Here is a 23,156-nt window from a genome sequence, read left to right as displayed (position 1 = left end):
GCCCGTGCGGTGCGACGCGGGGGTCGGCCGGGAGCGGGCCGGTTACCGGACGCGGCCGGCGATCCGTCTCGGGACGCGACCGAAGCGCCCCGCGCGCGAGCCGAGCAACAGCGCGGAGCCGAGTACCGCACCGGCACCGACCGCGGGGTGGGAGCCGGCCGCCGAGCGCCCGGTCGCCGTGGCCGTCCGGGCGGAGTCGACCGCCGTCGCGGCCGTGTCGCGAGCGTGCCACGCGTAGGTCGTCGCGAACTCGACGGGCGTCGTGATGGTCCCCTGTGCGGCGGCGTCGCCCGCGCGGATCCCCGCCAGCACGTCCGCGGCCGTCATGGTCGTCCAGTCGACGCCCGCGGGGAGCGTGACGCTCGTGAACGCCCGCCCGATCAGGCCCGGGCGGTGGGCGTCGCTGCCGCCGACCGTCGGGTAGCCCTCGCTCGCCGCGAAGGCACGGGCGCGCCGGTTCCCGTAGCCGGTGACGGCGACGGCGTTGCGCGTCTCCACGCCGTCGAGTTCGCAGTCGGCCATCGCCGCTCGGCGGGCGCCGTGGCGGCTGACCTGGAAGGGGTGGGGGACGACCGCGACGCCGCCGGCCGACCGGACGGTCTCGACCGTCTCGGCGAACGGCCGGTCGGGCGCGGGCGCCCGGTCGACGCCGAGCGCGAGGAGGTGCCCCTCGGCCGTGGACACCTCGACGCCCGGGACGACCAGCAGGTCGGTCCCCTCGGCAGCCGTGACCGCGCGGCGCGCGCCGTCGACGGCGTCGTGGTCCGTGATCGCCACGGCGTCGAGGCCGGCCGACAGCGCCGCGTCGACGACGCGCTCGGGCGCCGTCGAGCAGTCGTAGGAGGCGTCGGTGTGGACGTGGGCGTCCAGGGTGATCGTCCGGGTCGGGTCGGTTCCGGTTCCGGCAGTCATTGCCTACTCCAGGCCGTCCACGAGGATAAGTCTGTGGGCGCTCGCGTGCGGCGAGCTACCACGGAGTACGCTCGCCCTACCGCGATCTGTCACCGTTCCGTCCGCGTTCGTCACCGCTCGTCGTCGCGCAGTTCCATCGTCCCGACGATGTCGTAGGGGTCGTCGCCCTTCCGGATGCCGTCGAGCAGCAGGAACGCGTCGTCGGGCGAGAGGAAGTGTGAGGTGACCGCCCGGCCCATCGGCGTCGGTTCCAGCCCGTCGATGAACTCGTACTCCAGCAGCTTCCCGACGGCGTGTGTCGTCGGCACCTCGCCGATCATCCGCTCGTTGAGCCGCTTGGCGTGTTTCCCGCCGACGGTGACGTTGGCGAGCGTCTCCTCGACGGCCGCGCCCTCGTCGTAGCGGGTGACGACGGGGTCCATCTCCCCCTTGAGGAGCTTGAACGCCACCTCGTCCTCGCTCATCTCCTGGCTGTTGTGATACGCGCCGTCGGGCTCGACGAGGACGTAGACGGTCCCTTTGTCGTGGTAGTCCGGCCGGCCCGCGCGGCCGAGCATCTGGTGGAACTCCTGGACGGTGAGCCACTCGATGCCCATCGCCAGCGAGTCGAAGACGACCTGCGAGGCGGGGAAGTCGACGCCCGCCGCCAGCGCCGCCGTGGTGACCACGGCCGCCAGGTCCTGGTCGGCGAACATCCCCTCGACTTTCTTGCGCCGGCGGTGGTCTAGTCCCGCGTGGTACGGCGCCGAGTCGTACTCCAGCTTCCGGGAGACCTCGTGACAGCGCCGCCGGGAGTTGGTGAAGATGATGGTCTGCCCGCGATACCCCTTCGACGACTTCGTGTCGAACGCCCGCCTGACGAGCTTGTTCTCTATCTGCATCTTCTCGCGGCCGTCCGCGAAGGTGACGTGGCGTTCGATCGGGACGGGTCGCTCCTCGAACTCGATGAGCTGGGCGCGCAGCTTCTCCGCGAGGTCGCCGGGGTTGCCGACGGTCGCCGAGAGGTAGATCCACTGGGTGCCGTCGGTGCTGTGGTTGTCCGCGCGCTCGCCGCAGTAGTACTTGAGCCGGGAGATGAGCCCGTCGAGGCGGTGGCCCCGTTCGTCCTCGCCGAGGGTGTGGACCTCGTCGATGACCACGGTACCGATGTTGCCCAGGTCCTTGCCGGTCCGGAGCGCGTGGTCGATCCCCTCGTAGGTCCCGACGATCACGTCGGCGCCGGGGTCGAAGCGGCCGCCGCCGTCGTTGATACGGCTGGCGCCCACCCGCAGCGACACGTCGACCATGTCGCCGTAGCGCTCCTCGAAGGACTCGTGTTTCTGGTTGGCCAGCGCCACCAGCGGGACGAGAAAGAGCATCTTCCCTTTCCCGTTGAGCACCCGGTCGAGCCCGGCCATCTCGCCGATGAGCGTCTTCCCGGTCGCCGTCGCGGACACGACCAGCTGGTCTCGGCCCTCCGTGGCGCCGTTCTCGACGGCGAGGCTCTGGACGGGGAGGAGCGTGTCGAACCGCCCCTCCAGGTGGTCCTGGATGCCCGGGTGGAGATCCAGCGAGTCCACGGGGACGGGGTCGACCTCGTCGACGGTCGCCGAGATCTCGTCGAACTTCGTGAGGTCGGGGTCCAGGTCGCCTTTGAGGAGGTTCGAGACGCGTTCGAGGTCCTGGACCTCGGTGAGCAGATCGTAGAGCCGGTCGCGGGCGCCGCTGGTGATCTCGCCCTTGTAGGCGAGTTCGCGGTCGAGTTCGGCCTTCGCGCAGTCGGGGCAGATGTACTCGCCGTCGGCTTCGATGGCCGTCTCGGAGGTGACGGGGGAGTACTGCCCCTCGCTGGCGCAGTAGCGGCAGGTGCGGACGGCCTTGGCCTCCAGCTGGTAGGCGTCGAGCAGCTCCTGGAGCCGGCCGCGGACGGCGGGGGAGGTCTGCTCGGAGATGCGGATGCGCGAGGCCGAGCGGGCGAGTTCGACGAACAGGTCGGGCGGGCGGGGCTCCTCGCTGGCGCCCTGTTTCACGCGGAGTCGCGCCGGCCGCGGCCCGGCGTCGGTCTCCTTGAGTTCCAGTATCGCGTGCAGGCGCCGCTCGCCCTCTTTGACCACGGCGACGCGCACGTCGTCGCCGTACTCGTGGAGGAACAGCGTCCCGACCTCGCCGACCTGCTGTGACACGGTCCCCTGTCGGTTCGGCAGGTATTTGAGCCGTTCGGACTGTGACGACCCGACGCCGCTCCGCCGACGGTCGCTCCCGTCGGACGGGCCTCCGTCCCAGCACGGTGGACTCGCGTCGCCTCGACGCGGTCCGGTCGCGCTCGCTGCGCGGGACTGGGCGGGAGAAGAGCGTGCGGTGTCGACCTAGTCGTCGAGGAAGTCCGGTTCGAGCCGCTTCTCCTCGCGCTCCGCGCGGAGGTGCTCGCGGAAGGTCTCGGGGTCCACGTCACGGGCCTCGCGCTCGGCGCGGTCGCGCACCGAGACGGTGCCCGCCTCCTCCTCGTCGGGGCCGACGATGCACATGTAGGGGACGTTCTCGTCGTGGGCGGCGCGGATCTTGCGCTGGAGCGTGTCGTCGCCGTCGGCGACGGTCGCGCGGAAGCCGCTCTCCTCGAAGTCGTTGCGCAGGCGGTGGGCGTAGCCCAGCACCTCCTCGTTCAGCGGGAGCACGCGCACCTGCTCGGGCGCGAGCCACAGCGGGAACCGGCCCGCGAAGTGCTCGATCATGACAGCCATGAACCGCTCGAACGTCCCCAGCAGCGCGCGGTGGATCATCACCGGCGTGTGTTCCTCGTTGTCCTCGCCGACGTAGACGAGGTCGAACCGGTCGGGCTGGACGAAGTCCAACTGGACGGTGCCGACGGTCCACTCGCGGCCGATGGCGTCCTCGGCGTCGGCGGCGATCTTCGGGCCGTAGAAGGCGCCCTCGCCGGCCTCGACCGCGTAGCCCTCGCCCAGGGCGTCGAGCGAACTCCGCAGGTCGCTCTCGGCGCGCTCCCACAGCTGGTCGTCGCCGAAGGAGTCGTCGGGCTGGGTCTCCAGCTTGAACGTCACGTCGAGGCCGAAGTCGGCCAGCACCTCGTCGATGACCTCGAGCGTGCGGGTGACCTCGCCCTGGATCTGGTCGCGAGTCACGAACGCGTGGCCGTCGTCCTGGGTGAACCCTCGCACCCGGAGCATCCCGGAGAGTTCGCCGGAGCGCTCGTTGCGGTAGCAGGTGCCGAACTCGCAGTAGCGTTTCGGGAGCTCGCGATAGGAGCGGCGTTCGCGCTGGTAGAGGTGGACGTGGTTGGCGCAGTTCATGGGCTTGAGGCCGTACTCGTCGGCCTCGTCGCCCTCGGTGCGGGCGCTGGCCTGGTCCCAGTGGAACATCTCGTCCTCCTCGCAGAAGTGCTCGTAGTGGCCCGAGGTCTTCCAGAGGTCGACCTTGTTGAGTTCGGGCGTCCACACCTCTTCGTAGCCGAGATCGTCGTTCTTCCCGCGGATGTAGTCCTCCAGCTCCCGGCGGATCGCCATCCCGTCGGGGTGGAAGTGGACGCAGCCCGGGGAGTGCTCCGGGATGGAGAAGAGGTTCATCTCGCGGCCGATGCGGCGGTGGTCCCGGCGCTCGGCCTCCTCCTTGCGTTCCCAGTAGTCCTCCAGGTCGGACTCCGAGCCGAAGGCGGTGCCGTAGACGCGGGTGAGTCGCGGCTGGTCCTCGTCGCCGCGCCAGTTGGTGGCGGCGATCTCTCGCAGGTCGATAGCGCCGATCTCGCCGGTGGAGGCGACGTGCGGCCCGGCACAGAGGTCCGAGAAGTCGCCCTGGCTGTAGAAGGAGACGGTCTCGATGTCGTCGTCGGCGCCGCGGTCGCCCGCGGCCAGATCCTCGAGGATCTCCTCCTTGTAGGGGTCGCCGGCGACGCGCTCGCGGGCCTCGTCGAGCGAGACCTCCTCGCGCTCGATGTCGAGGTCCTCGTCGACGATGGCCTCCATCTCGGCGACCAGCTCGTCGAAGTCGCCCTCGTCGACGTCGATGCCGTCGAAGTCGTAGTAGAACCCCTCCTCGGTGGGCGGACCGGTGGCCAGTTTGGCGTCGGGGTACTCCCGGAGGATCGCCTGCGCGAGGACGTGTGCGGCGGAGTGGCGCATCACCTGCAGGTACTCGTCGGCCGAGGGGGTGACGATCTCCACGCGTGCGTCGTCGTAGACCGGCGCCTCCTTGGCGACGAGCTCGCCGTCGAGCTTGCCGGCGACGGTGTCGCTTCCGAGCCCCGGACCGATCTCGTAGGCCACGTCTTCGACTGTGGCGCCCGACGGAACGTCGAGCGTGCTTCCATCGGGCAGTTCCACCGTGACTGAGGATTCCTGCTGTGACATGTCATCTGCCTCCACCGCGCCACGCACCGCTGTCGGGCAGCGAGCGTCGAGCGCGAGAACATGGCAGTGACTGGTTATGGGGCGGGAGGCCCGCGTGTAAAGCAGTCACCTGCCATCTTGCTCTCCGCTAACGCGCTTTCGGATAAAAGCGTTGTGACGTGCGCCGACCTGTTCTGACCGTGCGAGTCATTACCAGGCGCGTCGCGGCCGGACACCGCCGTCGGCCGGCCGGCGAATTTCGCGGCAACCGACAGGCTGCGGATCGACTCGTCGGCGTCAGGCCGCGTCGACGTCCTCGGGGGCGTCGTCGAGCAGGTTCGACGCGGTCACGAGCGACTCCAGTTCGAGGTCGTGCTCGGCGAGGTTCTCGGCGGCGCCCTCCTCGCGGTCGACGACGACGAGTACCCGATTCACGACGGCGCCGGCCTCCCGGAGCGCCTCGGCGGCGTCGACGGCGCTCTGGCCGGTCGTCGCGATGTCCTCCAGCACCACGACCTCCTCGCCGTCGGCGAGCTCGCCCTCGACGAGGTTGGCGGTGCCGTACTCTTTCTGCTGCTTGCGGACGATGACGTAGGGACTGGCCGACTCGACGCTCGTGACCGCGACCAGCGGGACGGCGCCCAGCGCGACGCCGGCGAGTTTGGTCTCGCCGTCGGTCGTCGCCGCGAGGTGGTCGGCGAACGCCTCGCCGATCGCTTCGAGGCAGTCGGGGTCGGTCTCGAAGAGGTACTTGTCGACGTAGTAGTTCGAGGTACCGCCGTGGGAGAGCTCGAACTCGCCGAACTTCACGGCGTCGGCCGCCCGGAGCGCGTCGATGAGTCCCTGGGTGTCCATACCTCCGGTGTCGGCACCCGGCGGTTTAGCCGATTCGATACGTGTCGGCGGTGACGACGCGGCCGGGGTCGAAGCCGGTCGCGAGGCCGCTTGCGAGGGCAAGCCACAGCCTGTGACGGCGCCGCGGCAGCCGCCCGTCGCGCTCCGGAACCACTATGCGGCCGGACCGCTGACTAGTCCCCAATGAGGGTCTTCGGGTCCAGCGGCGTGCGCGGCGTGGTCAACGACGACCTCACGCCGGGCGACGCCACGGACGTGGCGCAGGCGGCGGGGACCGTCTGGCGCGCGGGGGGCGTCGACCGCGTGGCCGTCGCCCGCGACACCCGTCGGACCGGCCCGATGCTCGTCGACTCCGTCGCCAGCGGCCTCGCCAGCGTCGGCGTCTCCGTCGACCGCCTCGGCGTCGTCCCCACGCCCGGGCTCCAGGCCTACGCCGAACGGGAGGGCGTCCCCGGCCTGATGGTCACCGCCTCGCACAACCCCCCCGAGTACAACGGCATCAAGCTCGTCGGCGCCGACGGCGTCGAGCTCCCGCGCGAACGCCTCGAAGCCATCGAGTCGCGGCTGCTCGACGAGGCCCCCCGCCGCGTCGCCTGGGACGAGACCGGGCGGAGCCGCTCGGTCGACGGCGCCGCCCGCGCCTACGTCGACGAACTCCTCGCCGCGGTCGACCGCGACGCCGTCGCCGACGCCGACCTGACCGTCGCCGTCGACCCCGGCCACGGCGCCGGCGCGGTCACCAGCCCCGACTTCTTCCGGCGGCTGGGCTGTCGCGTCAGGACGATCCACGCCCAGCCCGACGGCCACTTCCCCGGCCGCGACCCCGAGCCCGTCGAGAGTAACCTCGGCGACCTCCGGCGATTCGTCCGCGCCACGGACGCCGACCTGGGGGTCGCCCACGACGGCGACGCCGACCGCGCCATCTTCGTCGACGAGCGGGGCGACCACGTCGAGGGCGGCGCCGCACTCGCGGCGCTGGCCGCCGACGCTCTCGGCGAGGGCGACACCGTCGTCTCCGCCGTCAACGCCTCCCAGCGCCTCGTCGACGTGGTCGAGGCGGCCGGCGCGGAGCTCTCCCTGACGCCCATCGGGTCGACCTACATCGTCTCGCGCATCCGCGACCTCCTGGCGACCGGGGAGTCCGTCCCGGTCGCCGGCGAGGGCAACGGCGGCATCCTCTTTCCCGGCTACCGGATCGCCCGCGACGGCGCCTACACCGCCGCGCGCTTTTGCGAACTGCTGGCCCGCCGCGGCGAGCCCGCGAGCGACGTGGTCGCCCGCTACGACGACTACGTGAACGTCCGGCGCGACGTGGCCTACGACAGCGAGCGCCAACGGGAGGCCATGCTCGACGCCATCGAGCGCGCCGCCGAGGAGTCCGTCGCCGAACTCGACACCACCGACGGCTACCGCCTCAACTACGGCGACGGCTGGACGCTCGCCCGCCCCTCCGGGACCGAGCCCGTCGTCCGCGTGTACGCCGAGGCTCGCTCGGCCGACCGCGCCGCGGATCTGGCCGACCGGCTCCACGACGCCGTCTCCGGGATCCGCGTCGACTAACTTGCGGCTTCCCCCTCCGTTTCGTGTCGAACCCCGGGACTCCGGTCCGCGCTTCGACGGCGAGCGCCGCGTTCCCGCCGGACCTGCGTCAGCCGCCTAGAACCGCTTCGAACACCCGGTAGAGGCCGAACCCGACGGCGATCGAGGAGACGAGGGTGACGATCCAGAACGCCAGCGTCACGCCGATCTTCCGGCGGGAGACGCCGGCCGACCCGCCCGCGAGGCCGCCGCCGATGACGCCGGAGATGATGATGTTGTTGAACGAGATGGGGATCCCCAGGGCGATGGCGAGCTGGGCGATGACGAATCCCGGGACCAGCGCGGCGATCGACCGGCGGATGCCCAGCGAGGCGTACTCCCGGGAGGTCGCCTGGAGGAGTCGCGGCGCGCCCATCCAGGCGCCGCCGAGGATGCCGACGGCGCCGATGGCCAGCAGGACGATCCCCGGCAGCCCCAGTTCGGCGCCGTAGAGGTTCTCGAGCGGGCCGGTGGCCAGCCCGACCTGGCTCCCGCCGCTGGAGAAGGCGACGACGCTCCCGAGGACGACGAGGAACGTCCGGATCCCCTTGTCGACCGAGTCCTGGGTCCGCCGGCGGATGAACTGGAAGCTCAGCGCGGCGAAGGCGACCGTCACGACGGCGACGGTCGGTTCGACCCCCGCGACCGGCGACAGCCCAACCAGATCCGCGCCGAGGCCGGCCAGCGAGTTCTGCGTGGCGTCGGGGCCCGACGGGATGACACTCAACTGCACGTTGGCGACGATGGCGCCGACGACGGCCGCCAGCAGCGGGACGCCGACGGTCTCGGGGATGTCGTCGCGGCGGAGGATCGTCGCGGTGAGATACGCGAGGCCGCCCGAGACGGGCGGGACGAGCACCCAGAAGGTCGCGATCTGGCGGTAGGTCCCGACGGCGGGGTCGCCGCCCAGCGAGAGGCCGACGCCGACCATCGCGCCCGTCGTCGCGAAGGCGGCGGGGACGGGGTAGCCGCTGTAGACGCCGAAGGCCATGAACGCGGTGGCGGTGAGCAGGCCCGCCGTGGCGGCCAGCGACGTGATCGCGACGCCGTCGATGAGGCCGGCGCCGACGGTCTCGGAGATGGATCCGCCCTGCGTGAGCGCGCCGGCGGCGGCGAGGATGCCGATGAGGAAGGCGGCGCGCATCGTCGAGATGGCGTTGGCGCCGATGGCCGGGGCGAACGGCGGGGAGTTGCTGTTGGCGCCCAGCGTCCAGGCGGTGCCGAGGCTCACGACCGTCGCGAGGACGACCAGCGCCCAGAAGCCGACGGCGACCACGTTCACGACCCCCTGTCGGCGACGAACGGTCCCCACTCGGCGGTGAACGACCCCCTGTCGGCGGACGACCCGATCATGGACGACACGTTGTGTCGGTGCGCGAATAAACGTTCGCGCCGACATCGCCGACCCCGGGGCGGTCGAGCGGGGTCGACCGCGGCGGAGAGCCTTTTGCCCCGCCCGTCGACGGCGAGTCGGTCGACCTCCCCCCGCCCGATACGGTCGAGGTCGAGACCGACGAGTCGCGGCTCCCGTTCGTCACCGACCCGGTCACCCTCGAACTGCGGTGGTCGCCCGACGACGGCGAGTGGGCCGGTCCCCCGTCAGACGACGCCGGCCTCGCGCATGGACTCGTCCAGCCGCTCGGCGATCGTCCGCGCGAACGCCTCGTCGTTGATCGCCGTGTCGACCTCGACCAGTTCGACGCCGTCGTCGAGCCCCGCCCGGAGCGCGTCGAACAGCGCCGCGTCGGCCTCCGGATCGTGGAACTCCTCGCCCTCGACGTCGAGCATCGAGACGCCGCCCAGCGGGAGCGCGAGCGCCGTCGGCCCCGTCGCCGCGTTCAGCTTCTCCGCCAGTATCTCACCGAGGTCCGCGTTCTCCTCGGGCGTCGTCCGCATGAGCGTCACCTGCGGGTTGTGGACGTGGAACCGCCGCCCCTCGAACTCCGCGGGGACCGAGTCGCGGGGGCCGAAGTTCACCATGTCCAGCGCGCCGACGGAGACGACCTGCGGGATCCCCGCCTCGGCGGCGGCGTCGAGGCGCTCGGGCCCCGCGCTCAGGACGCCGCCGACGAGTTCGTCCGCCCACTCAGTCGTGGTGACGTCGAGGACGCCGTCGACGACGCCCTCCTCGATCAGCGACTCCATGGCGCGGCCGCCGGTCCCGGTGGCGTGGAAGACGATGACCTCGTAGCCCGCGTCTTCGAGGTACTCGCGGGCGGTCTGGACGCAGGGCGTTGTGACGCCGAACATCGTGACGCCGACCGTCGGCCGGTCCTCGACCTCGACGTCCGGTTCGTTTTCGACCATCCCGACGACCGCGAGCGCGGCGTTCGAGATGACTCGCCGCGAGAGTTGGTTCAACCCCTCGATGTCGGCGACCGAGTACAGCATCATGACGTCGCGGGCGCCGACGTACGGTTCGGTGTCGCCCGAGGCCATCGTCGAGACCATCACCTTCGGGACCCCGACGGGCAACTCCCGCATCGCCGCGGTCGCGATGGACGTGTTCCCCGACCCGCCGAGACCGAGGACCGCGTCGAGGACTCCTTCGTCGTGAAGCCGCGTGGCGACCGCGGCCGCGCCATCGCCCATCGTCTCGATGGCCGCGCCGCGGTCGCCCGCCTCGCGCAGCGCCGCGAGCGTCGTCCCGGCGGCCTCGGCGACCTCGCTCGCGGCCGTGTCCGGGTCGAACGCCGGGTCGCCCACGACGCCCACGTCGACGACGTGGATATCGAGCCCCTGGGCTTCGATCACGTCGCGGGCGAACGCGATCTCCTCGCCTTTCGTGTCGAGCGTGCCGACGATCACGACGCTCACGGTCGCCACCTCCCGAAGCTGTGGGGGGCCATCAGAAGTCGATCTCCTTGAACTCGCGGGCCTGGTTCTCGATGGCCCCCTCGGTGGGCAGGCGCTCGATGCTCGACGCGCCGAAGAAGCCGACGACGCCCTCGGTGTTGTTCAGGACGTACTCGGCGTCGTCCGGCCAGGCGATCGGGCCGCCGTGGCAGATGACCATCACGTCCTCGTTGACTTCCTTGGCGGCGTCGCAGTGGGCCTGGACGCGCTCGGCGGCCGTCTCGAGGTCGAGCGCGGTCTCGGCGCCGATGTCGCCCGACGTGGTCAGGCCCATGTGCGAGACGACCACGTCGGCGCCGGCCTCGGTCATCGCGCGGGCCTGGTCCTCGTTGAAGACGTACGGACAGGTGAGCATCCCCTGGTCGCTCGCCTCGCGGATCATCTCGACCTCCTCGTCGTAGCCCATCCCCGTCTCCTCGAGGTTCTGGCGGAAGCCGCTGTCCTCGTCGATGAGTCCCACCGTCGGGAAGTTCTGGACGCCGGAGAACCCCCGACGTTTGAGGTCCTCGATGAACACGCCCATGTCGCGGAAGGGGTCCGTCCCGTTGACGCCGGCGAGGACGGGCGTGTCCTCGACGACCGGCAGCACCTCGTGACCCATCTCGACGACGATCTCGTTGGCGTCGCCGTAGGGCAGCAGGCCCGCCAGCGACCCGCGACCGTTCATCCGGTAGCGCCCGGAGTTGTAGATGATCAGCAGGTCGACGCCCCCGCGCTCGGCGAACTTCGCCGAGATCCCCGTTCCGGCGCCCGCGCCGATGACTGGTTCGCCGCTCTCGACGACCGATTCGAGTCGCGCCAGGGAGTCCGCACGGCTGAATTCCATGGTATGGTTCGACAGACGACCAACGACCTAATCAAGATGTCGGGGAGGTATCCAGTCCGGCCCCAGCCCCGGCGAGACGGCGGGATCCGGATACCTTCGAGGTGGTTCCCGAATCCGTCGGTCCGCGAATCAGATGCGAAACCTGACAGGTACGAACGCATAAGCGACGACGATGCGAACGGTTCGCACGCGACAATGGCAGACGAGCACTTCGTCGAGGGCGGCGACGTATCGACACAGCAGTTCGACTGGGGGACGCTCAAGTGGATGGCGACGCCCGAAGTGAACGGCTCCGAGCGGCTGAGCGCGGGCGTCGTCCAGCTCGAACCTGGGGAGGGCCACGACCTCCACGAACACCCCGACAGCGACGAGATCCTCTACTTCCTCGCGGGCGAGGGCGAGCAGACCGTCGACGGCGACACGCGCGAGGTCGGCGCCGGCGAGATGGTCTACATCCCCGAAGGGGTCGAGCACGGGACGCAGAACACCGGCTGGGAGACGCTGAAACTGCTCGCGGTCTACGCGCCGCCGGGTCCGGAGTCCGAACTGGCCGAGATGCCCGAGTGCGAGGTCCTCCCGCCCGGCGAGACTCCGACGCGCGAGGACTGACGCCCGCGATCCGAACTCGGCCGGCGAGCGGTCGCGTCCTCAGTACGGGTCCGCTTCGAGCGTTCCGTCCGACAGTTCGAGCGGGGCCGGCGGACCGACGGTCACGTCCGGCCGGTCGCGCAACTCGGCGGCGACCGGTTCGGAGACGACCAGCGAGTCGGGGTCCATCGTGCTCGGAATACGCGCGACGCGCAACTCGGCGGGGTCGGCGACGCCCGTCGTCGAGGCGGCGAGCAGGAGGGCGGTCGCGTCGTCCGGCACCACGAACGGGAGCTTCGCCCGCCGGGGCTCGCCGCTGGTGACGATGTTGACGTAGGTGTCCGCGAAGTCGACGGCGGCGACCAGATCCCGGTGGACGAAGTCCGCGAGGCCCATCCCGACGGCGTTGCCGTGGGAGGCCTCCGTCAGCGAGCGGGCGTAGACGCGGGTGATCGAGGGACTGTCGGGCTCGGCCTCGCCGTGGAAGTCGTAGCGCCCGAGGACGTTCGTGTCCATCCCGGTGCCGGACTTGTCCTTGCCCATCTCGTCGACGACGAGGAGATCCAGGTCGTCGACCGGGAGCGTCGCGAGGTGGTCGCGAGCGAGCGCGAGCAGTTCGGGCTCGCGGTCGAGCACGGCCGCCGCGTCGATCCCTTCGATCCGCGCGGCGCGGTGGTGGGCGTTCTCGACGAGCGCGATCCCGCCGACGACCGGCGTCTCCCGGCGCAACACCTCGTATCGATCGGCGATCACGTCGGCGAACTCCGTCGCGATGGCGGCGTTGTGCAGCGATTCGGCCCCGCGGTGTTTGCCGAGGCCGATCACGGCCATCTTCGCGAGGCCGCTCTCCACGTCCCCGCGGAAGTCGGTGTGCGGTTTGACGCGGTTTGCGAGCAGGACGGCGTCCGCGTCGAGGGCGTCGACGGCGGCGTAGACCGGCCGGCCCAGGTCGTCCTCGCCGACCGCCTCGACGGCCATCGACGAGCGGATCGGACAGCCGAGCGTCTCCTCGGTGATCCCCAGCGCCGCGAGCGTCTCGCGCTGGCCGTCGGCGGTCGCGCCGCCGTGGCTCCCCATCGCCGGGATCACGAACGGCTCGAACCCCCGCTCGGACAGCCGGTCGACCGCCGCCGCGAGGACCGCCGGCACGTCCTCGATCCCGCGGCTCCCGGCCGTTATCGCGACTTCGGATCCCTCGTCCAGCCCGTCGAACGCCGCGATCGCGTCGACAGCCTCGCGAGCGGCCGCCGCCACGTCGTCGACGGATTCGGGGTCGCGCTCGCGGTGTGCGACGGCGAACTCGGGCAGGTCGTCGACGGTGTGGTCGTTGCAGTCGGCCAACGCGTCCCCGTCGGGGAACTCGACGTCCATCAGTCGCTCCCGGCGTCCGGGGCGGGGGACTCGTCGGGGGCGCGCGCGTCGCGTCCGGCGCGGTTGCGGGCGATGCGTGCGGCGACTTCGACGGCGTCGACCATGCTCTTCTCGCTGGCGACGCCCTCGCCGGCGATGTCGAAGGCGGTGCCGTGGTCGACGCTCGTGCGGACGATCGGCAGGCCGACGGTGACGTTGACGCCGGAGACGGCGTCGTCGCTGGCGAATCCGAGCATCTTGATCGGGATGTGGCCCTGGTCGTGGTACATCGCGACGACGCAGTCGTAGGCGCCGCCGGCCGCCTGCGCGAAGACGGTGTCCGGGGATTCGGGCCCGTACACGTCCAGCTCGTCGGCGCGGGCGTCGTCGACCGCGGGTTCGATCTCGCTGCCCTCGGCGATGCCGAGGATGCCGCCGTCGCTGGCGTGGGGGTTCAGCCCCGCGACGGCGATGGTCGGCTCCTCGATCCCCAGGTCGCGCAGCCCCTCGTGGGTCACGTCGATCGTCGTCCGCACGCGCCCGCGACACACCTTGTTGCACGCCTCGGTCAGCGGGACGTGGGTGCTGACGTGGGTGACGATCAGGTCCGCGTCGACGCTCCCGTCGGCGGCCTCGCCCAGCCCCTCGACGAGCATCATCGCGTACTCGTCGGTGTCGGTGTAGTCGGCGAGCATCCCCGTGTGGCCGGCGTAGGTGCTGCCGGCACAGCGAGTCGCCTGCTTGTTGATCGGCGCGGTCGCGATGGCGTCGACGGCCCCGTCGGTCGCCAGCTCGATGGCGCGCTCGACGTATTCGAGGCTCGCCGCGCCGTAGTCCTCGCGGACCTCCCCATATTCGAGCGCTGCGGCGTCGACGTTGTCCAGGTCTATCACCGGGACGGTCGTGGGGTCGGCGCTCGCCGCAGTCGGCGAGTCGACGGCCTCGACGGCCAGGTCGGCCTCGCAGATCTCGACGGCCGCACGCATCACGTCGGCGTCGCCGACGACGAGCGGCGTCGCGGCGTCGCACAGGGCCGGGTACGCTTCGACGACTACCTCGGCGCCGACGCCGGCGGGGTCGCCCATCGTCACGGCGACGGTCGGTCGCTCCATGCTACCGACCCACCGCGTCCAGACAGTTGAGGATGGCCCTTTCCGTTCCGAAGCCGCCGGCCTTCGTGGCCACCCGCGTCCCCGTCGCCGGCCCGGTCGCGACCGTTCCGATCGGCACGCCCGCCGCGACCGCCTCACCCGCGAGATCGATGGCCTCGGCGTCGAGCGCGTCGAGGACCGCCCCCGCGGTGTCGCCGCCCGTGAGGACGAGTCCCGCCGGCGGGGACGCCTCGACGGTCGCCCGCGCGGCGGCGGCCAGCGCGGTCGCGACCCGGTCGGCGGCCGTCGCGTCCCCGCCCATCTCGCCGGCCGCCCGCTCGGCCGCACGCACGTCCTCGGCATCCGTCGCGGCGGTCACGACCGCCCGCCCCCGCCAATCGAGCAGCGCGGAGAGCGATTCGGCGGCCGCGCGGCCCGCGCGCTCGGGCTCGCGGACGGCCGCCGCGGGGTCCAACCGGACGAGCGCGTCGTCGTCGACCGTCCCCAACTGATCGAGCGTTCGCTCGTTGACGCTCCCGACGACGCCGAGGACGCCCGCGCTCCTCGGATCGGCCGCCGGGTCCGCGCTTCCCGCCGCCCCCTCGGGCGGGTCGCCCGGCACGCCGACGTGAGCCGCGAGCCCGCCGCTGCCGACGTACAGCGCCGGTTCGTCCAGCGACGCCGCGCCCGCCGCGATCGCTTCGAGGTGGTCGTCGGTCCGGGCGTCGCAGACGACGAGCGCCGGCCGGTCGCCCGCGGCGCGGTCGGCGAGACGCTCCGCGACGGCCGCCGCGCCGGTCGAAACGGTGTCGATGTCGAGGCGCGTGACGCGGTACTCCGAGGCGGCGAAGTACTCGCGGAGGTCGGAGTCGGCGACGCCGTAGCCCGCCTCGGCCAGCGGCGTCCCGTCGACGAAGTGGCGCCCGCCTTCGGTGGTGCGGCCGGTCGCCGGGAACGCCGGCGCGACGACGGCGAGGTCGGTGCCCGCGGCGGCGACGGCCCCGTCGACCCCGGCGACGACGTTCCCCCGCAGCGTCGAGTCGACCTTCTCGTAGACGAGGTCGGCGGGGTGGCTCTCGACCGCGCGGGTCACCGCCGCGGCGGCCGTCTCGGGGTCGGCGTCGCGGGTGTCCGTGTCGACGACGAGCACGTCGGATCCGGCGTCGGTGTCGGCGCGACCGGCGTCGGCCGACCGGCGGACCCGAACCTCCCGCCCGCGGGCGGCGAAGCCGTGGCCGGTGTCCATCGCTCCCGTCAGGTCGTCGGCGACGACCAGCGCGTTCGGCATTGGCGTGGCTTCCGCTCGCTCGCACTTAACCGGTCCGTCGACCTTCGCTCGCCGGCCGGCGACTTATTCGCCCGAAGACCGAACCGGTGACGTGACCGAACCGAACCGGGCGGCCGTCGAGGAGGCGGTCCGCGAGGGGGAGTCGATGGGCGGGCGCGACCTGGTCGAGCTGATCGAGCGCCACCACGACGGGGTGGGCGTCGAGCCCGAGACTATCGAGGCCTACGCGGCGGAACTCGAAGCGCGCGACGACTACGCCTTCGACGCCGAGGCGTTCCTCGCCGACGTGGACGAGCACACCACCGACGCCGACCGCTGGGCGGGCGGCGGCTACTACGAGATCGGCGACGACGTCGACGACCACCGGATCAGTCTCTTCCCGAAGCTGTGGCACGAGGAGCTCGGCGGGTCGACCGATGTCACCGAGTACGTCGCCTTCATCCAGGACGAGGAGCCCGAGTACCTCGACGACCTGGCGCTGGGCGGTCCCGGTCAGGGCGTGCCGAAACCGGCCGTCCTGCAGGCGCTCCAGCTCGTGGGCGGCGTCGACCGCCCGACCGCGCGGGAGGCGCTGACCGCCGCCGGCGACCGCGGCGACATCGTCCAGGACGCCGACCAGAACCCCGACGCCGACGTCTACCTCGCCGAGCGCGTCTCCGAGGACACCGCGTAGCGACCCGTCAACGCCGGGGGCGTGCCGAACGACCCCCGCTCGCGTCCGCTGAAACCGGAGCGACCGCGACCAACCGAACGGTTTTGCCCCGCCGGTCGCAGGCGGGAACGTGGACTACACCGTCTTCATGTCGACCGAGCCCACCGAACGGTGGGACCTCGCGAAACAGATGGGACTCTCGCGGGCCGTCTCGGGACTGCCGCGCGGCGCCGACGGCGACCCCTGGGCGTTCGAACCGCTGCTCGAACTGAAAAATCGGTTCGCCGACGCCGGGCTCGACCTGGCCGTGATCGAGGACCGGCCACCGCTGGACGACGCCATCCTCGGCCGGGAGGGCCGCGACGAGCAGATCGAGACCGTCAAGACGCTGCTGCGGAACATGGGGCGGGTCGGCATCGACGTGTGGTGTTACGTCTGGATGGCGCCGCTGAAGGTGCTCCGCACGTCGCGGTCGGTGCGCGGTCGCGGCGGGTCGCTCGTCACCCGCTACGACCACGACCAGATGGACCGCGGCCCCGAACTCCGTGGCGCCAGCGAGGCCGAGTTGTGGGCCAATCTCGAACACTTCCTCGAGGAGGTCGTCCCCGTCGCCGAGGAGGCCGGCGTCAAACTCGCGCTCCACCCTGACGACCCGCCCCACTCGCCGATTCGCGGCGTCGAGCGCGTCGTCACGAGCCCGGCGGCCTACCGGCGCGCGATGGACCTGTACGACTCGGCGTACAACGGGGTCACGCTCTGTCAGGGCAACTTCGCGGCGATGGGCGCGGACGTACCGGCGCCCATTCGGGAGTTCGACGAGCGGATCCACTTCGCGCACTTCCGGGACGTGGCGGGGACCGCCGAGTCGTTCACCGAGGTGTGGCACGACGAGGGACCGACCGACATGGCCGCGGCGATCCGGGCCTACGAGGAGATCGGTTTCGACGGGCCGCTGCGGCCGGACCACTGCCCGACGATGGCCGGCGAGGACAACGCCTCGCCGGGGTATCACGACAAGGGCCGGCTGTTCGCCGTGGGGTATCTGAAGGGGCTGCGCGACCAGTATCGGTCGATGGGCGGGGAGTAGCAGTCGGGGCAGCGAAGGGCTTTTGCTCGCTGCATACGACCGTATGCACATGTCCAAGAGTATCCGACTCTCGGAAGACGCCTACGCGCGTCTCGCCGCGCACAAGCGCGAGGACGAGACGTTCTCCGATGTGGTGCTCCGACTGGCCGGCGAGCGCTCGCTGCTGGACATCGCAGGCGTCCTCTCCGACGAGGAGGCCGACGTGCTTCGGGAGGCCGTCGCCGAGCGGCGCGAGCGCCGCAGTCGGGACCTCGACGCCGTTGCCGACAAGTTAGGTGAGTCGTGAGTGTTGCTCGACACCGCGTTTCTCATCGACCTGCTGAACGGAGACGACGGGGCGGTCGAGCGGGCGCGAACACTGGAAACGAACCTCGTCCAGCAGCGGATCTCGTCGATGACGCTGTTCGAACTCTACTACGGCATCGGCCGAGCGGATCAATCCGAAGCCGAACGCGAGGAGATCGAAACGGTCCTCGAATCGAAGCCGATCCATCCCGCCGACACCGCAGTGATGCGGAAAGCCGGACGCTTGGCCGGCGAGTTGGCCGCCGACGGGAACACTGTGGCCGACGGCGACGTGATCATCGGCGCGACGGCGGTCGTCGTCGACGAGCCAGTCCTCACTCGCAACGCCGCCGACTTCGAACGACTACCGGGCGTCGACGTCGAGACGTACTAACCGCTCAGTCGTCCGCGGGGTCGACGGCGCCCGCCGACCCCTCGCGGGCGGCGTCCCGACCGCCCCGTTCCAGCGCGTCGAGGCCACCGACGAAGTAGCCGACCATGTACGTGGCGAGGACGACGACGTGGAGTCCGATCTGGTCGGGGAGGTCGACGGCCGCGGAGAAGACGGCCTGGAAGGCGACGACGATCACGAAGAACTGTCCGGCCGCGGTCCACTTGCTGTCCTGCCAGCGGCCGCTCGAACTCGTGAACTCCGGGTGGGTGCGAACGATCCGGCCCGTCACGAGTCCGAGGACGAGCACGCTGGCGCCGGCGGCCCCGGCGATACCGGGATTCGCGTCGAACAACCACAGCCCGCCGCCCGTCGCGACGCCCAGCGCGACCGAGAGCAGCCGGTGCAGGAGCGGTCGGTTCATACGCGGTCGCTACGACCGCCGAGGGAAAAAGTCGTGCGGCTAACGGGACGTGCGGCGAGCGGCGTCAGACCGCGCCGGCGCGGGTCCTCACGCGGGGTCCAGGAGCGTCTCGCCGTCTTTCATGTGCTCCTCGACGGCGTCGAGATCGAGCGTGACGCCCAGACCCGGTTCGTCAGAGACGGGGATCGAACCGCCTTCGATCACGTCCTCCTCGACGAAGGTGTCCCAGTCGGGGTCGTCGCGGCCGTGCCACTCCAGCGCGAGGAAGTTCGAGACGGAGACGCCGACGTGGGCGCCGGCCATCGTCCCCAGCGGCGAGGAGACGTTGTGCAGCGCGAGCGGGATGTAGTAGTCGTCGGCGAGGTTCGCGGCCTTGACCGTCTCGCGCATGCCGCCGAACTTCGGCATGTCCGGCTGGAGCACGTCGATGCCCTGTCGCTCGACCATGTCGCGCACGCCGTGGGTGCGGAAGACGTTCTCGCCGGCGCAGATGGTGGTGTCGGTGGCCTGCGTGACCTCCCGTTGTACCTTCAGGTTCTCGGGCGGGACGACGTCTTCGAGCCACCACACGTCGTAGTCCTCGACGGCGGCGGCCAGCCGCCGGGCGCTGTCGCCCGCGTAGTTCCAGTGGCAGTCGAAGGCCACGTCGGCGTCGTGGCCGACCCGCTCGGTGACCGCCTCGACGACGCTGGCCTTGTAGTCGATGGCCTCGGCGTTGAGGTGGCGGTTGTGTCTGTCTTTCTCGTAGCGCTTGCTCGCGTCGAGGTCGAACTTGATGGCGTCGTGGCCCTCCTCGACGACCAGCTCGGCGGCCTCGGCGTAGCTCTCGGGCGCGTAGATGTCCCGGTCGTGTTCGTCCTGTTTCGCGCCCTCGAAGGCGCCGCCGAGGTGCGCGCCGGCGTGACAGTCCACGTAGATCCGCGCCTCGTCGCGGTAGGCTCCGCCCAGGAGTCGGTAAGCCGGCTGTTCCTCCAGCTTGCCGGCCAGGTCGTGCAGGGCGATGTCGATGCCCGAGATGGCGCTGACGGTCGCGCCCGCCAGCGACCCCGTCGCCGAGTGGATCTCGTAGAGACTGTGGACCAGCGGCTCGATATCGCGGGGGTCCTCGCCCTCCAGCCACTCGGCGGAGTCCTCGACGATATCGCCGACGCCCGGGCCCCAGTAACACTCGCCGGTGCCCGTCACGCCCGCGTCCGTATAGATGCGGACGAACGTCCACGTCCAGTCCGCGTCGACCTGTGTCGCCTGTACGTCCGTGATCTCCACGTCGGTCATAGCGCCCCCTTTCGAGGCCTCCGTAATCAACGTCGGGGCGTCCCATCAGCCACCTGTCGCGTCTCCCGCCCACTCCCGGAGAGTCCTTCCGCCGCCCGGCGAACGGCCCGCGTCGTTCCCCTCGCTGGCCGCCCGCCGACCCCCCGCCCCGCGCTCGCCCGCGCCCACCGCGCTCGTCGCTCGCCCTCGCCGCCGCCGCGTCGACCTGTCTCTCGAGATACAACACCGGTCGAACCCGTCGTAGTCGAACGACGAAACGGCGCGAGCGCCACCGAGTGGCGCCACTGGCGACGATCCACGTGACCGTCCCCCACCCACAGTGCCACGATAACCCGACGCACGGCCGTCCAGTTATCGCGGCCGGATCTTGACTAACGTTCGTGACGGCCGGAACAGTCACGGATCCGTCCCGTTTGATCGACGTTACTCGATGTTCGATCAGTTAATTGCCGGTTACTCCCGATGGGGCGTATGATTTTTCACGATCAGTGTATAACGATCACTCGTATGGGGTTCGGGAGCTACGACGAATCGGAACAGGAGAACCAGGAGCTAAACGCCGACCTCGAGGACGACGACGGCGTCAACACAGCGGAGAACACACACGACGGCGATGTCGAGTACGAGTTCGACGCGTCGAACGACGAACTGCTCGACAGGCTACAGGACATCAAAGAGAACACGTGAAACGCGGGGTTCGCGCCATCGGGGTGGCCGAATCCTATCGCACGGAGCACAGCACGCTGGCGGCCGCCGTCGTCCGCGCGAGCCGCGTCGCGGACGGGCTCGCCTTCGACACCTGCGCGGTCGGCGGCACGGACGCCACCGAGACGGCGGTCTCGCTGGTCGACCGACTCGACCGCGGGGACGCGCGGTACCTCTTGCTGGCGGGCGTCGCGCCCGCGTGGTTCAATTTCTTCGACCTCCCCGAGATCCGCGAGCGCGTCGACCGCCCCGTCGTCTCGGTGGCCTTCGAGGACAGCGAGGGGCTGGAGGGGCCGCTCCGGGAGGCCTTCGACGGCGAGGCGCTCGACGAGCGGCTGGCCGTCTATCGCCGCCAGCCCGAGCGCCACGCCGTCGCCCTCGACGACGACACCGTCTACGTCCGCGCCGCCGGCCTCGACCCCGACGAGGCGGCCGAGGTGGTTCGGGCGTTCACCCCCGAGGGCGGTCGGCCCGAGCCGTTGCGGGTCGCCCGGCTGGCCGCCCGCGCGGCCGACGAGCGGTTCGTCGGCGGCAGGGAATCGGACGGCGTAGACGGTGCGGACGGCGCGGACGGCGCGGACGGTGGCGGCGACGCCTGAGTCGTCGGCCGCGCGGTACGGCGAGTCGGTCGCCGAGACCGACCCGATTATGGTCGTGCCGGGCGACTCCCGTCTCATGAGCGAGGCCGAGATGGACGGACTCGACGTGGTCGCCTGCGAGCGCTGTCCCGACCTGGTCGACTGCCGCAGCCGCATCGTCAACGGCGTCGGCCCGGCCGACGCGGATCTGTTGTTCGTCGGCGAGGCGCCCGGCCAGCACGAGGACGAGGGGGGCGAGCCGTTCGTCGGGCGCTCCGGCGACGTGCTCGACGACGCCCTCCGCGACGCCGGACTCGACCGTGGCGACGTGCGCATCACCAACTGCGTCCGCTGTCGCCCGCCCGACAACCGCGACCCGACCGACGACGAACTCTCTAACTGTCGGGGCTACCTGGAGACCGAGATCGACCGCGTCGACCCCGAGGTCGTCGTCACGCTCGGGAAAGTCCCCGCCGAGCACCTGCTGGAACGGGACGTGGCCGTCACCAGCGAGGCCGGCGACGTCGTGGAGGCCGAGATCGCCGGCGAGCGCCGGCGCGTGCTGGTCTGCGTCCACCCCGCGGCCACGCTGTACGACCCCTCCCAGCGCGACACCTTTTCGTCGACGCTCGAGCGAGCGGCGGAGTTCACCGACGAGTCCAGCGGTCAGTCCCGTCTCGGCGAGTTCTGAACGGTCCGCGGCCGCACTCGCAGTCCTCGCCCGGACGGAAAGCGACTTTACCGGGGTCGCCGTATCGGCGGGTATGAACACGCGACAGACCGCGGCCGAGGTCGTCGTGGTCGACTACGGGCTGGGAAACCTCCGTAGCGTCACGCGCGGGCTCGAACGCGCGGGCGCCGCGGTCGAACTCAGCGACGACCCCGCCGACTTCGACGGCGCCGACGGGGTCGTCCTCCCGGGCGTCGGCGCCTTCTCCGAGGGGATGGACAACGCCGGCCCCTTCCGCGACGCGCTGGTCGAGCAGGCCGACGCCGGCACGCCGCTGTTCGGCATCTGTCTCGGCATGCAGATGCTGCTCACCACCAGCGAGGAGGCCGAGCGCGAGGGGCAGGGCGACGTGGAGGGGCTGGACCTGATTCCGGGCCGCAACGTCCGCTTCCGGGGCGACCTGAAGGTGCCCCACATGGGCTGGAACGAACTCGACGCCACCCGCGAGCACCCGATCGTCGACGGCGTCGACAGCGTGGCGTCGGAGGCGCCACGGGCAGACGGAGCCGGCGGCTCCGTCGACGGCGAGCACGCCTACTTCGTCCACTCCTACTACGCCGAACCCGACGACGAAGCGGCGGTTGTCGCCACCACCGACTACGGCACCGACTTCGCCTCCGTCGTCGCGAACGAACGCGGCAACGTCTTCGGCACGCAGTTCCACCCCGAGAAGTCCGGCGAGACCGGCCTGCGTATCCTGCGGAACTTCGTCGACATCTGCGTCGACGGGGTCTGAGCCGCACGAGACGCGGCCGCTCGCGCCGGTGGCTACTTACCGCTCGCTGTCGTCTCCGCTCACTATGTTCCCAGCGCTGGCGGCCGTCGCGGATCCGTTGTTCCAGGTCGACGTGAACGTCGATTTCAACCCGGTCGCCAACGTCGTGGGGAGCGCTGTCGGCACGTTCCTGACGACGCTGATCGTCGGTGCCATCCTCGTCGCTATCGCGCCCGCGTTCCTCGAAGACCGGATGGCCGCGGTACTCGACGACCCCGTCGGCTCGTTCGTCTACGGCGTCCTCGTCCTGATATTCCTGGCGCTGGCCATCCTCGTCCTGTTCGTCACGATCATCGGTGTCGTCGTCGCGCTCCCGCTCGCCCTGCTCGCGTACGTCGTCTGGGCGGTCGGCGCGGCCGTCGCCTTCCTCGCCATCGCCGACCGCGTCGTCGACCGCGAGGGCGACGACTGGACGACGGCGCTCGTCGTCGCCGCCGCGATGAACGGCGGCCTCGTCCTCACCGGCGTCGGCGGCATTATCGCGTTCTGTATCGGTGCCGCTGGGTTCGGTGCCGTCCTCGAAGACCGGCTCTGAGGGGATATCGGGCCGTTCGGTGGCTGTATCGGGGTGTTCGGTGGCGGTGCCGGCGTGCC

At 71.1% G+C, this 23,156-nt stretch carries 23 protein-coding genes; 11 read left to right on the top strand and 12 right to left on the bottom strand.

Going from position 1 to position 23,156, the window contains the following annotated elements:
* Positions 1-42: 42 nt before the first annotated feature.
* The 4 genes from HZS55_RS02815 to pyrE form a co-directional block, all read right to left on the bottom strand.
* A complete protein-coding gene (locus tag HZS55_RS02815; RefSeq protein WP_179910240.1) occupies positions 43-912 on the bottom strand; it encodes a CehA/McbA family metallohydrolase in 870 nt (289 codons plus the stop codon).
* A gap of 110 nt (positions 913-1,022) precedes the next feature.
* A complete protein-coding gene (locus HZS55_RS02810) occupies positions 1,023-3,074 on the bottom strand; it encodes a DEAD/DEAH box helicase (RefSeq protein WP_179910239.1) in 2,052 nt (683 codons plus the stop codon).
* A gap of 183 nt (positions 3,075-3,257) precedes the next feature.
* A complete protein-coding gene (thrS, locus tag HZS55_RS02805; RefSeq protein WP_179910238.1) occupies positions 3,258-5,249 on the bottom strand; it encodes a threonine--tRNA ligase in 1,992 nt (663 codons plus the stop codon).
* Positions 5,250-5,525: 276 nt separating this feature from the next.
* Positions 5,526-6,083 carry an orotate phosphoribosyltransferase gene (pyrE, locus tag HZS55_RS02800; protein ID WP_179910237.1) on the bottom strand — a complete coding sequence of 186 codons (558 nt, stop codon included), beginning with the start codon at positions 6,081-6,083 and terminating at the stop codon, positions 5,526-5,528.
* 183 nt (positions 6,084-6,266) lie between these two features.
* On the opposite strand from pyrE, the gene glmM reads away from it, so the two are divergent.
* Entirely contained in the window at positions 6,267-7,643 is a 1,377-nt protein-coding gene (gene glmM, locus HZS55_RS02795; RefSeq protein ID WP_179910236.1) for a phosphoglucosamine mutase, read from the top strand.
* A gap of 88 nt (positions 7,644-7,731) precedes the next feature.
* Here the strand turns inward: glmM and HZS55_RS02790 are convergent, their stop codons facing one another.
* The 3 genes from HZS55_RS02790 to HZS55_RS02780 form a co-directional block, all read right to left on the bottom strand.
* The gene (locus tag HZS55_RS02790; RefSeq protein WP_179911771.1) at positions 7,732-8,937 is read right to left on the bottom strand and encodes an inorganic phosphate transporter; all 1,206 of its coding nucleotides are present in this window, start codon (positions 8,935-8,937) and stop codon (positions 7,732-7,734) included.
* Positions 8,938-9,260: 323 nt separating this feature from the next.
* Positions 9,261-10,478, bottom strand: coding sequence for a Tm-1-like ATP-binding domain-containing protein (locus HZS55_RS02785; protein ID WP_179910235.1), 1,218 nt, complete (start codon positions 10,476-10,478; stop codon positions 9,261-9,263).
* Between the two features lie 31 nt (positions 10,479-10,509).
* Entirely contained in the window at positions 10,510-11,343 is an 834-nt protein-coding gene (locus tag HZS55_RS02780; protein WP_179910234.1) for a phosphoenolpyruvate hydrolase family protein, read from the bottom strand.
* Positions 11,344-11,538: 195 nt separating this feature from the next.
* Here HZS55_RS02780 and HZS55_RS02775 point away from each other — a divergent pair, with 195 nt between their 5' ends.
* Positions 11,539-11,952 (top strand): cupin domain-containing protein, encoded by a 414-nt coding sequence (locus tag HZS55_RS02775; RefSeq protein WP_179910233.1) that lies wholly within the window; start codon positions 11,539-11,541, stop codon positions 11,950-11,952.
* A gap of 39 nt (positions 11,953-11,991) precedes the next feature.
* Here the strand turns inward: HZS55_RS02775 and HZS55_RS02770 are convergent, their stop codons facing one another.
* From HZS55_RS02770 to HZS55_RS02760, 3 genes are read right to left on the bottom strand one after another with little or no spacing between them, the layout of a single operon-like run.
* Entirely contained in the window at positions 11,992-13,302 is a 1,311-nt protein-coding gene (locus HZS55_RS02770) for a DUF362 domain-containing protein (protein WP_179910232.1), read from the bottom strand.
* Positions 13,302-14,393, bottom strand: coding sequence for a 4-hydroxythreonine-4-phosphate dehydrogenase PdxA (gene pdxA, locus HZS55_RS02765; protein ID WP_179910231.1), 1,092 nt, complete (start codon positions 14,391-14,393; stop codon positions 13,302-13,304). Before pdxA ends, HZS55_RS02770 begins: the two co-directional genes overlap by 1 nt.
* A 1-nt stretch (position 14,394) precedes the next feature.
* Positions 14,395-15,660 (bottom strand): four-carbon acid sugar kinase family protein, encoded by a 1,266-nt coding sequence (locus HZS55_RS02760; RefSeq protein ID WP_179910230.1) that lies wholly within the window; start codon positions 15,658-15,660, stop codon positions 14,395-14,397.
* A gap of 91 nt (positions 15,661-15,751) precedes the next feature.
* Between HZS55_RS02760 and HZS55_RS02755 the strand changes: the two genes are divergently transcribed.
* The 4 genes from HZS55_RS02755 to HZS55_RS02740 all read left to right on the top strand — a co-directional run bounded on the left by HZS55_RS02755 (position 15,752) and on the right by HZS55_RS02740 (position 18,078).
* Positions 15,752-16,333, top strand: a complete 582-nt coding sequence (locus tag HZS55_RS02755) for a hypothetical protein (protein WP_179910229.1) — start codon at positions 15,752-15,754, stop codon at positions 16,331-16,333.
* A gap of 109 nt (positions 16,334-16,442) precedes the next feature.
* Positions 16,443-17,399 carry a mannonate dehydratase gene (locus HZS55_RS02750; RefSeq protein ID WP_179910228.1) on the top strand — a complete coding sequence of 319 codons (957 nt, stop codon included), beginning with the start codon at positions 16,443-16,445 and terminating at the stop codon, positions 17,397-17,399.
* A 49-nt stretch (positions 17,400-17,448) separates the two neighbouring features.
* Positions 17,449-17,685 carry an antitoxin VapB family protein gene (locus HZS55_RS02745; protein ID WP_179910227.1) on the top strand — a complete coding sequence of 79 codons (237 nt, stop codon included), beginning with the start codon at positions 17,449-17,451 and terminating at the stop codon, positions 17,683-17,685.
* Entirely contained in the window at positions 17,686-18,078 is a 393-nt protein-coding gene (locus tag HZS55_RS02740; RefSeq protein WP_179910226.1) for a type II toxin-antitoxin system VapC family toxin, read from the top strand.
* 4 nt (positions 18,079-18,082) lie between these two features.
* Here HZS55_RS02740 and HZS55_RS02735 read toward each other — a convergent pair whose 3' ends face one another.
* Together HZS55_RS02735 and HZS55_RS02730 are read right to left on the bottom strand one after the other, a co-directional pair.
* On the bottom strand, positions 18,083-18,499 hold the full coding sequence (locus tag HZS55_RS02735) for a hypothetical protein (RefSeq protein WP_179910225.1): 417 nt from the start codon (positions 18,497-18,499) through the stop codon (positions 18,083-18,085).
* 87 nt (positions 18,500-18,586) lie between these two features.
* Entirely contained in the window at positions 18,587-19,774 is a 1,188-nt protein-coding gene (locus HZS55_RS02730) for a mandelate racemase/muconate lactonizing enzyme family protein (RefSeq protein ID WP_179910224.1), read from the bottom strand.
* Positions 19,775-20,281: 507 nt separating this feature from the next.
* On the opposite strand from HZS55_RS02730, the gene HZS55_RS02725 reads away from it, so the two are divergent.
* From HZS55_RS02725 to HZS55_RS02705, 5 genes are all read left to right on the top strand, one after another.
* Positions 20,282-20,461, top strand: a complete 180-nt coding sequence (locus HZS55_RS02725; protein WP_179910223.1) for a DUF5786 family protein — start codon at positions 20,282-20,284, stop codon at positions 20,459-20,461.
* Complete coding sequence (locus HZS55_RS02720; protein WP_179910222.1) at positions 20,458-21,078, top strand: endonuclease dU; 621 nt, start codon at positions 20,458-20,460, stop codon at positions 21,076-21,078. Before HZS55_RS02725 ends, HZS55_RS02720 begins: the two co-directional genes overlap by 4 nt.
* A gap of 76 nt (positions 21,079-21,154) precedes the next feature.
* Complete coding sequence (locus tag HZS55_RS02715; RefSeq protein ID WP_179911770.1) at positions 21,155-21,748, top strand: uracil-DNA glycosylase; 594 nt, start codon at positions 21,155-21,157, stop codon at positions 21,746-21,748.
* Positions 21,749-21,821: 73 nt separating this feature from the next.
* Positions 21,822-22,523 carry an imidazole glycerol phosphate synthase subunit HisH gene (gene hisH, locus HZS55_RS02710; RefSeq protein WP_179910221.1) on the top strand — a complete coding sequence of 234 codons (702 nt, stop codon included), beginning with the start codon at positions 21,822-21,824 and terminating at the stop codon, positions 22,521-22,523.
* A gap of 64 nt (positions 22,524-22,587) precedes the next feature.
* The gene (locus HZS55_RS02705) at positions 22,588-23,097 is read left to right on the top strand and encodes a hypothetical protein (RefSeq protein ID WP_179910220.1); all 510 of its coding nucleotides are present in this window, start codon (positions 22,588-22,590) and stop codon (positions 23,095-23,097) included.
* Positions 23,098-23,156: the final 59 nt, after the last annotated feature.

Origin of the sequence: Halosimplex rubrum, assembly GCF_013415885.1 — an archaeon.
GTDB lineage: Archaea > Halobacteriota > Halobacteria > Halobacteriales > Haloarculaceae > Halosimplex > Halosimplex rubrum.
This window is presented reverse-complemented; position numbering and strand designations above follow the sequence as displayed.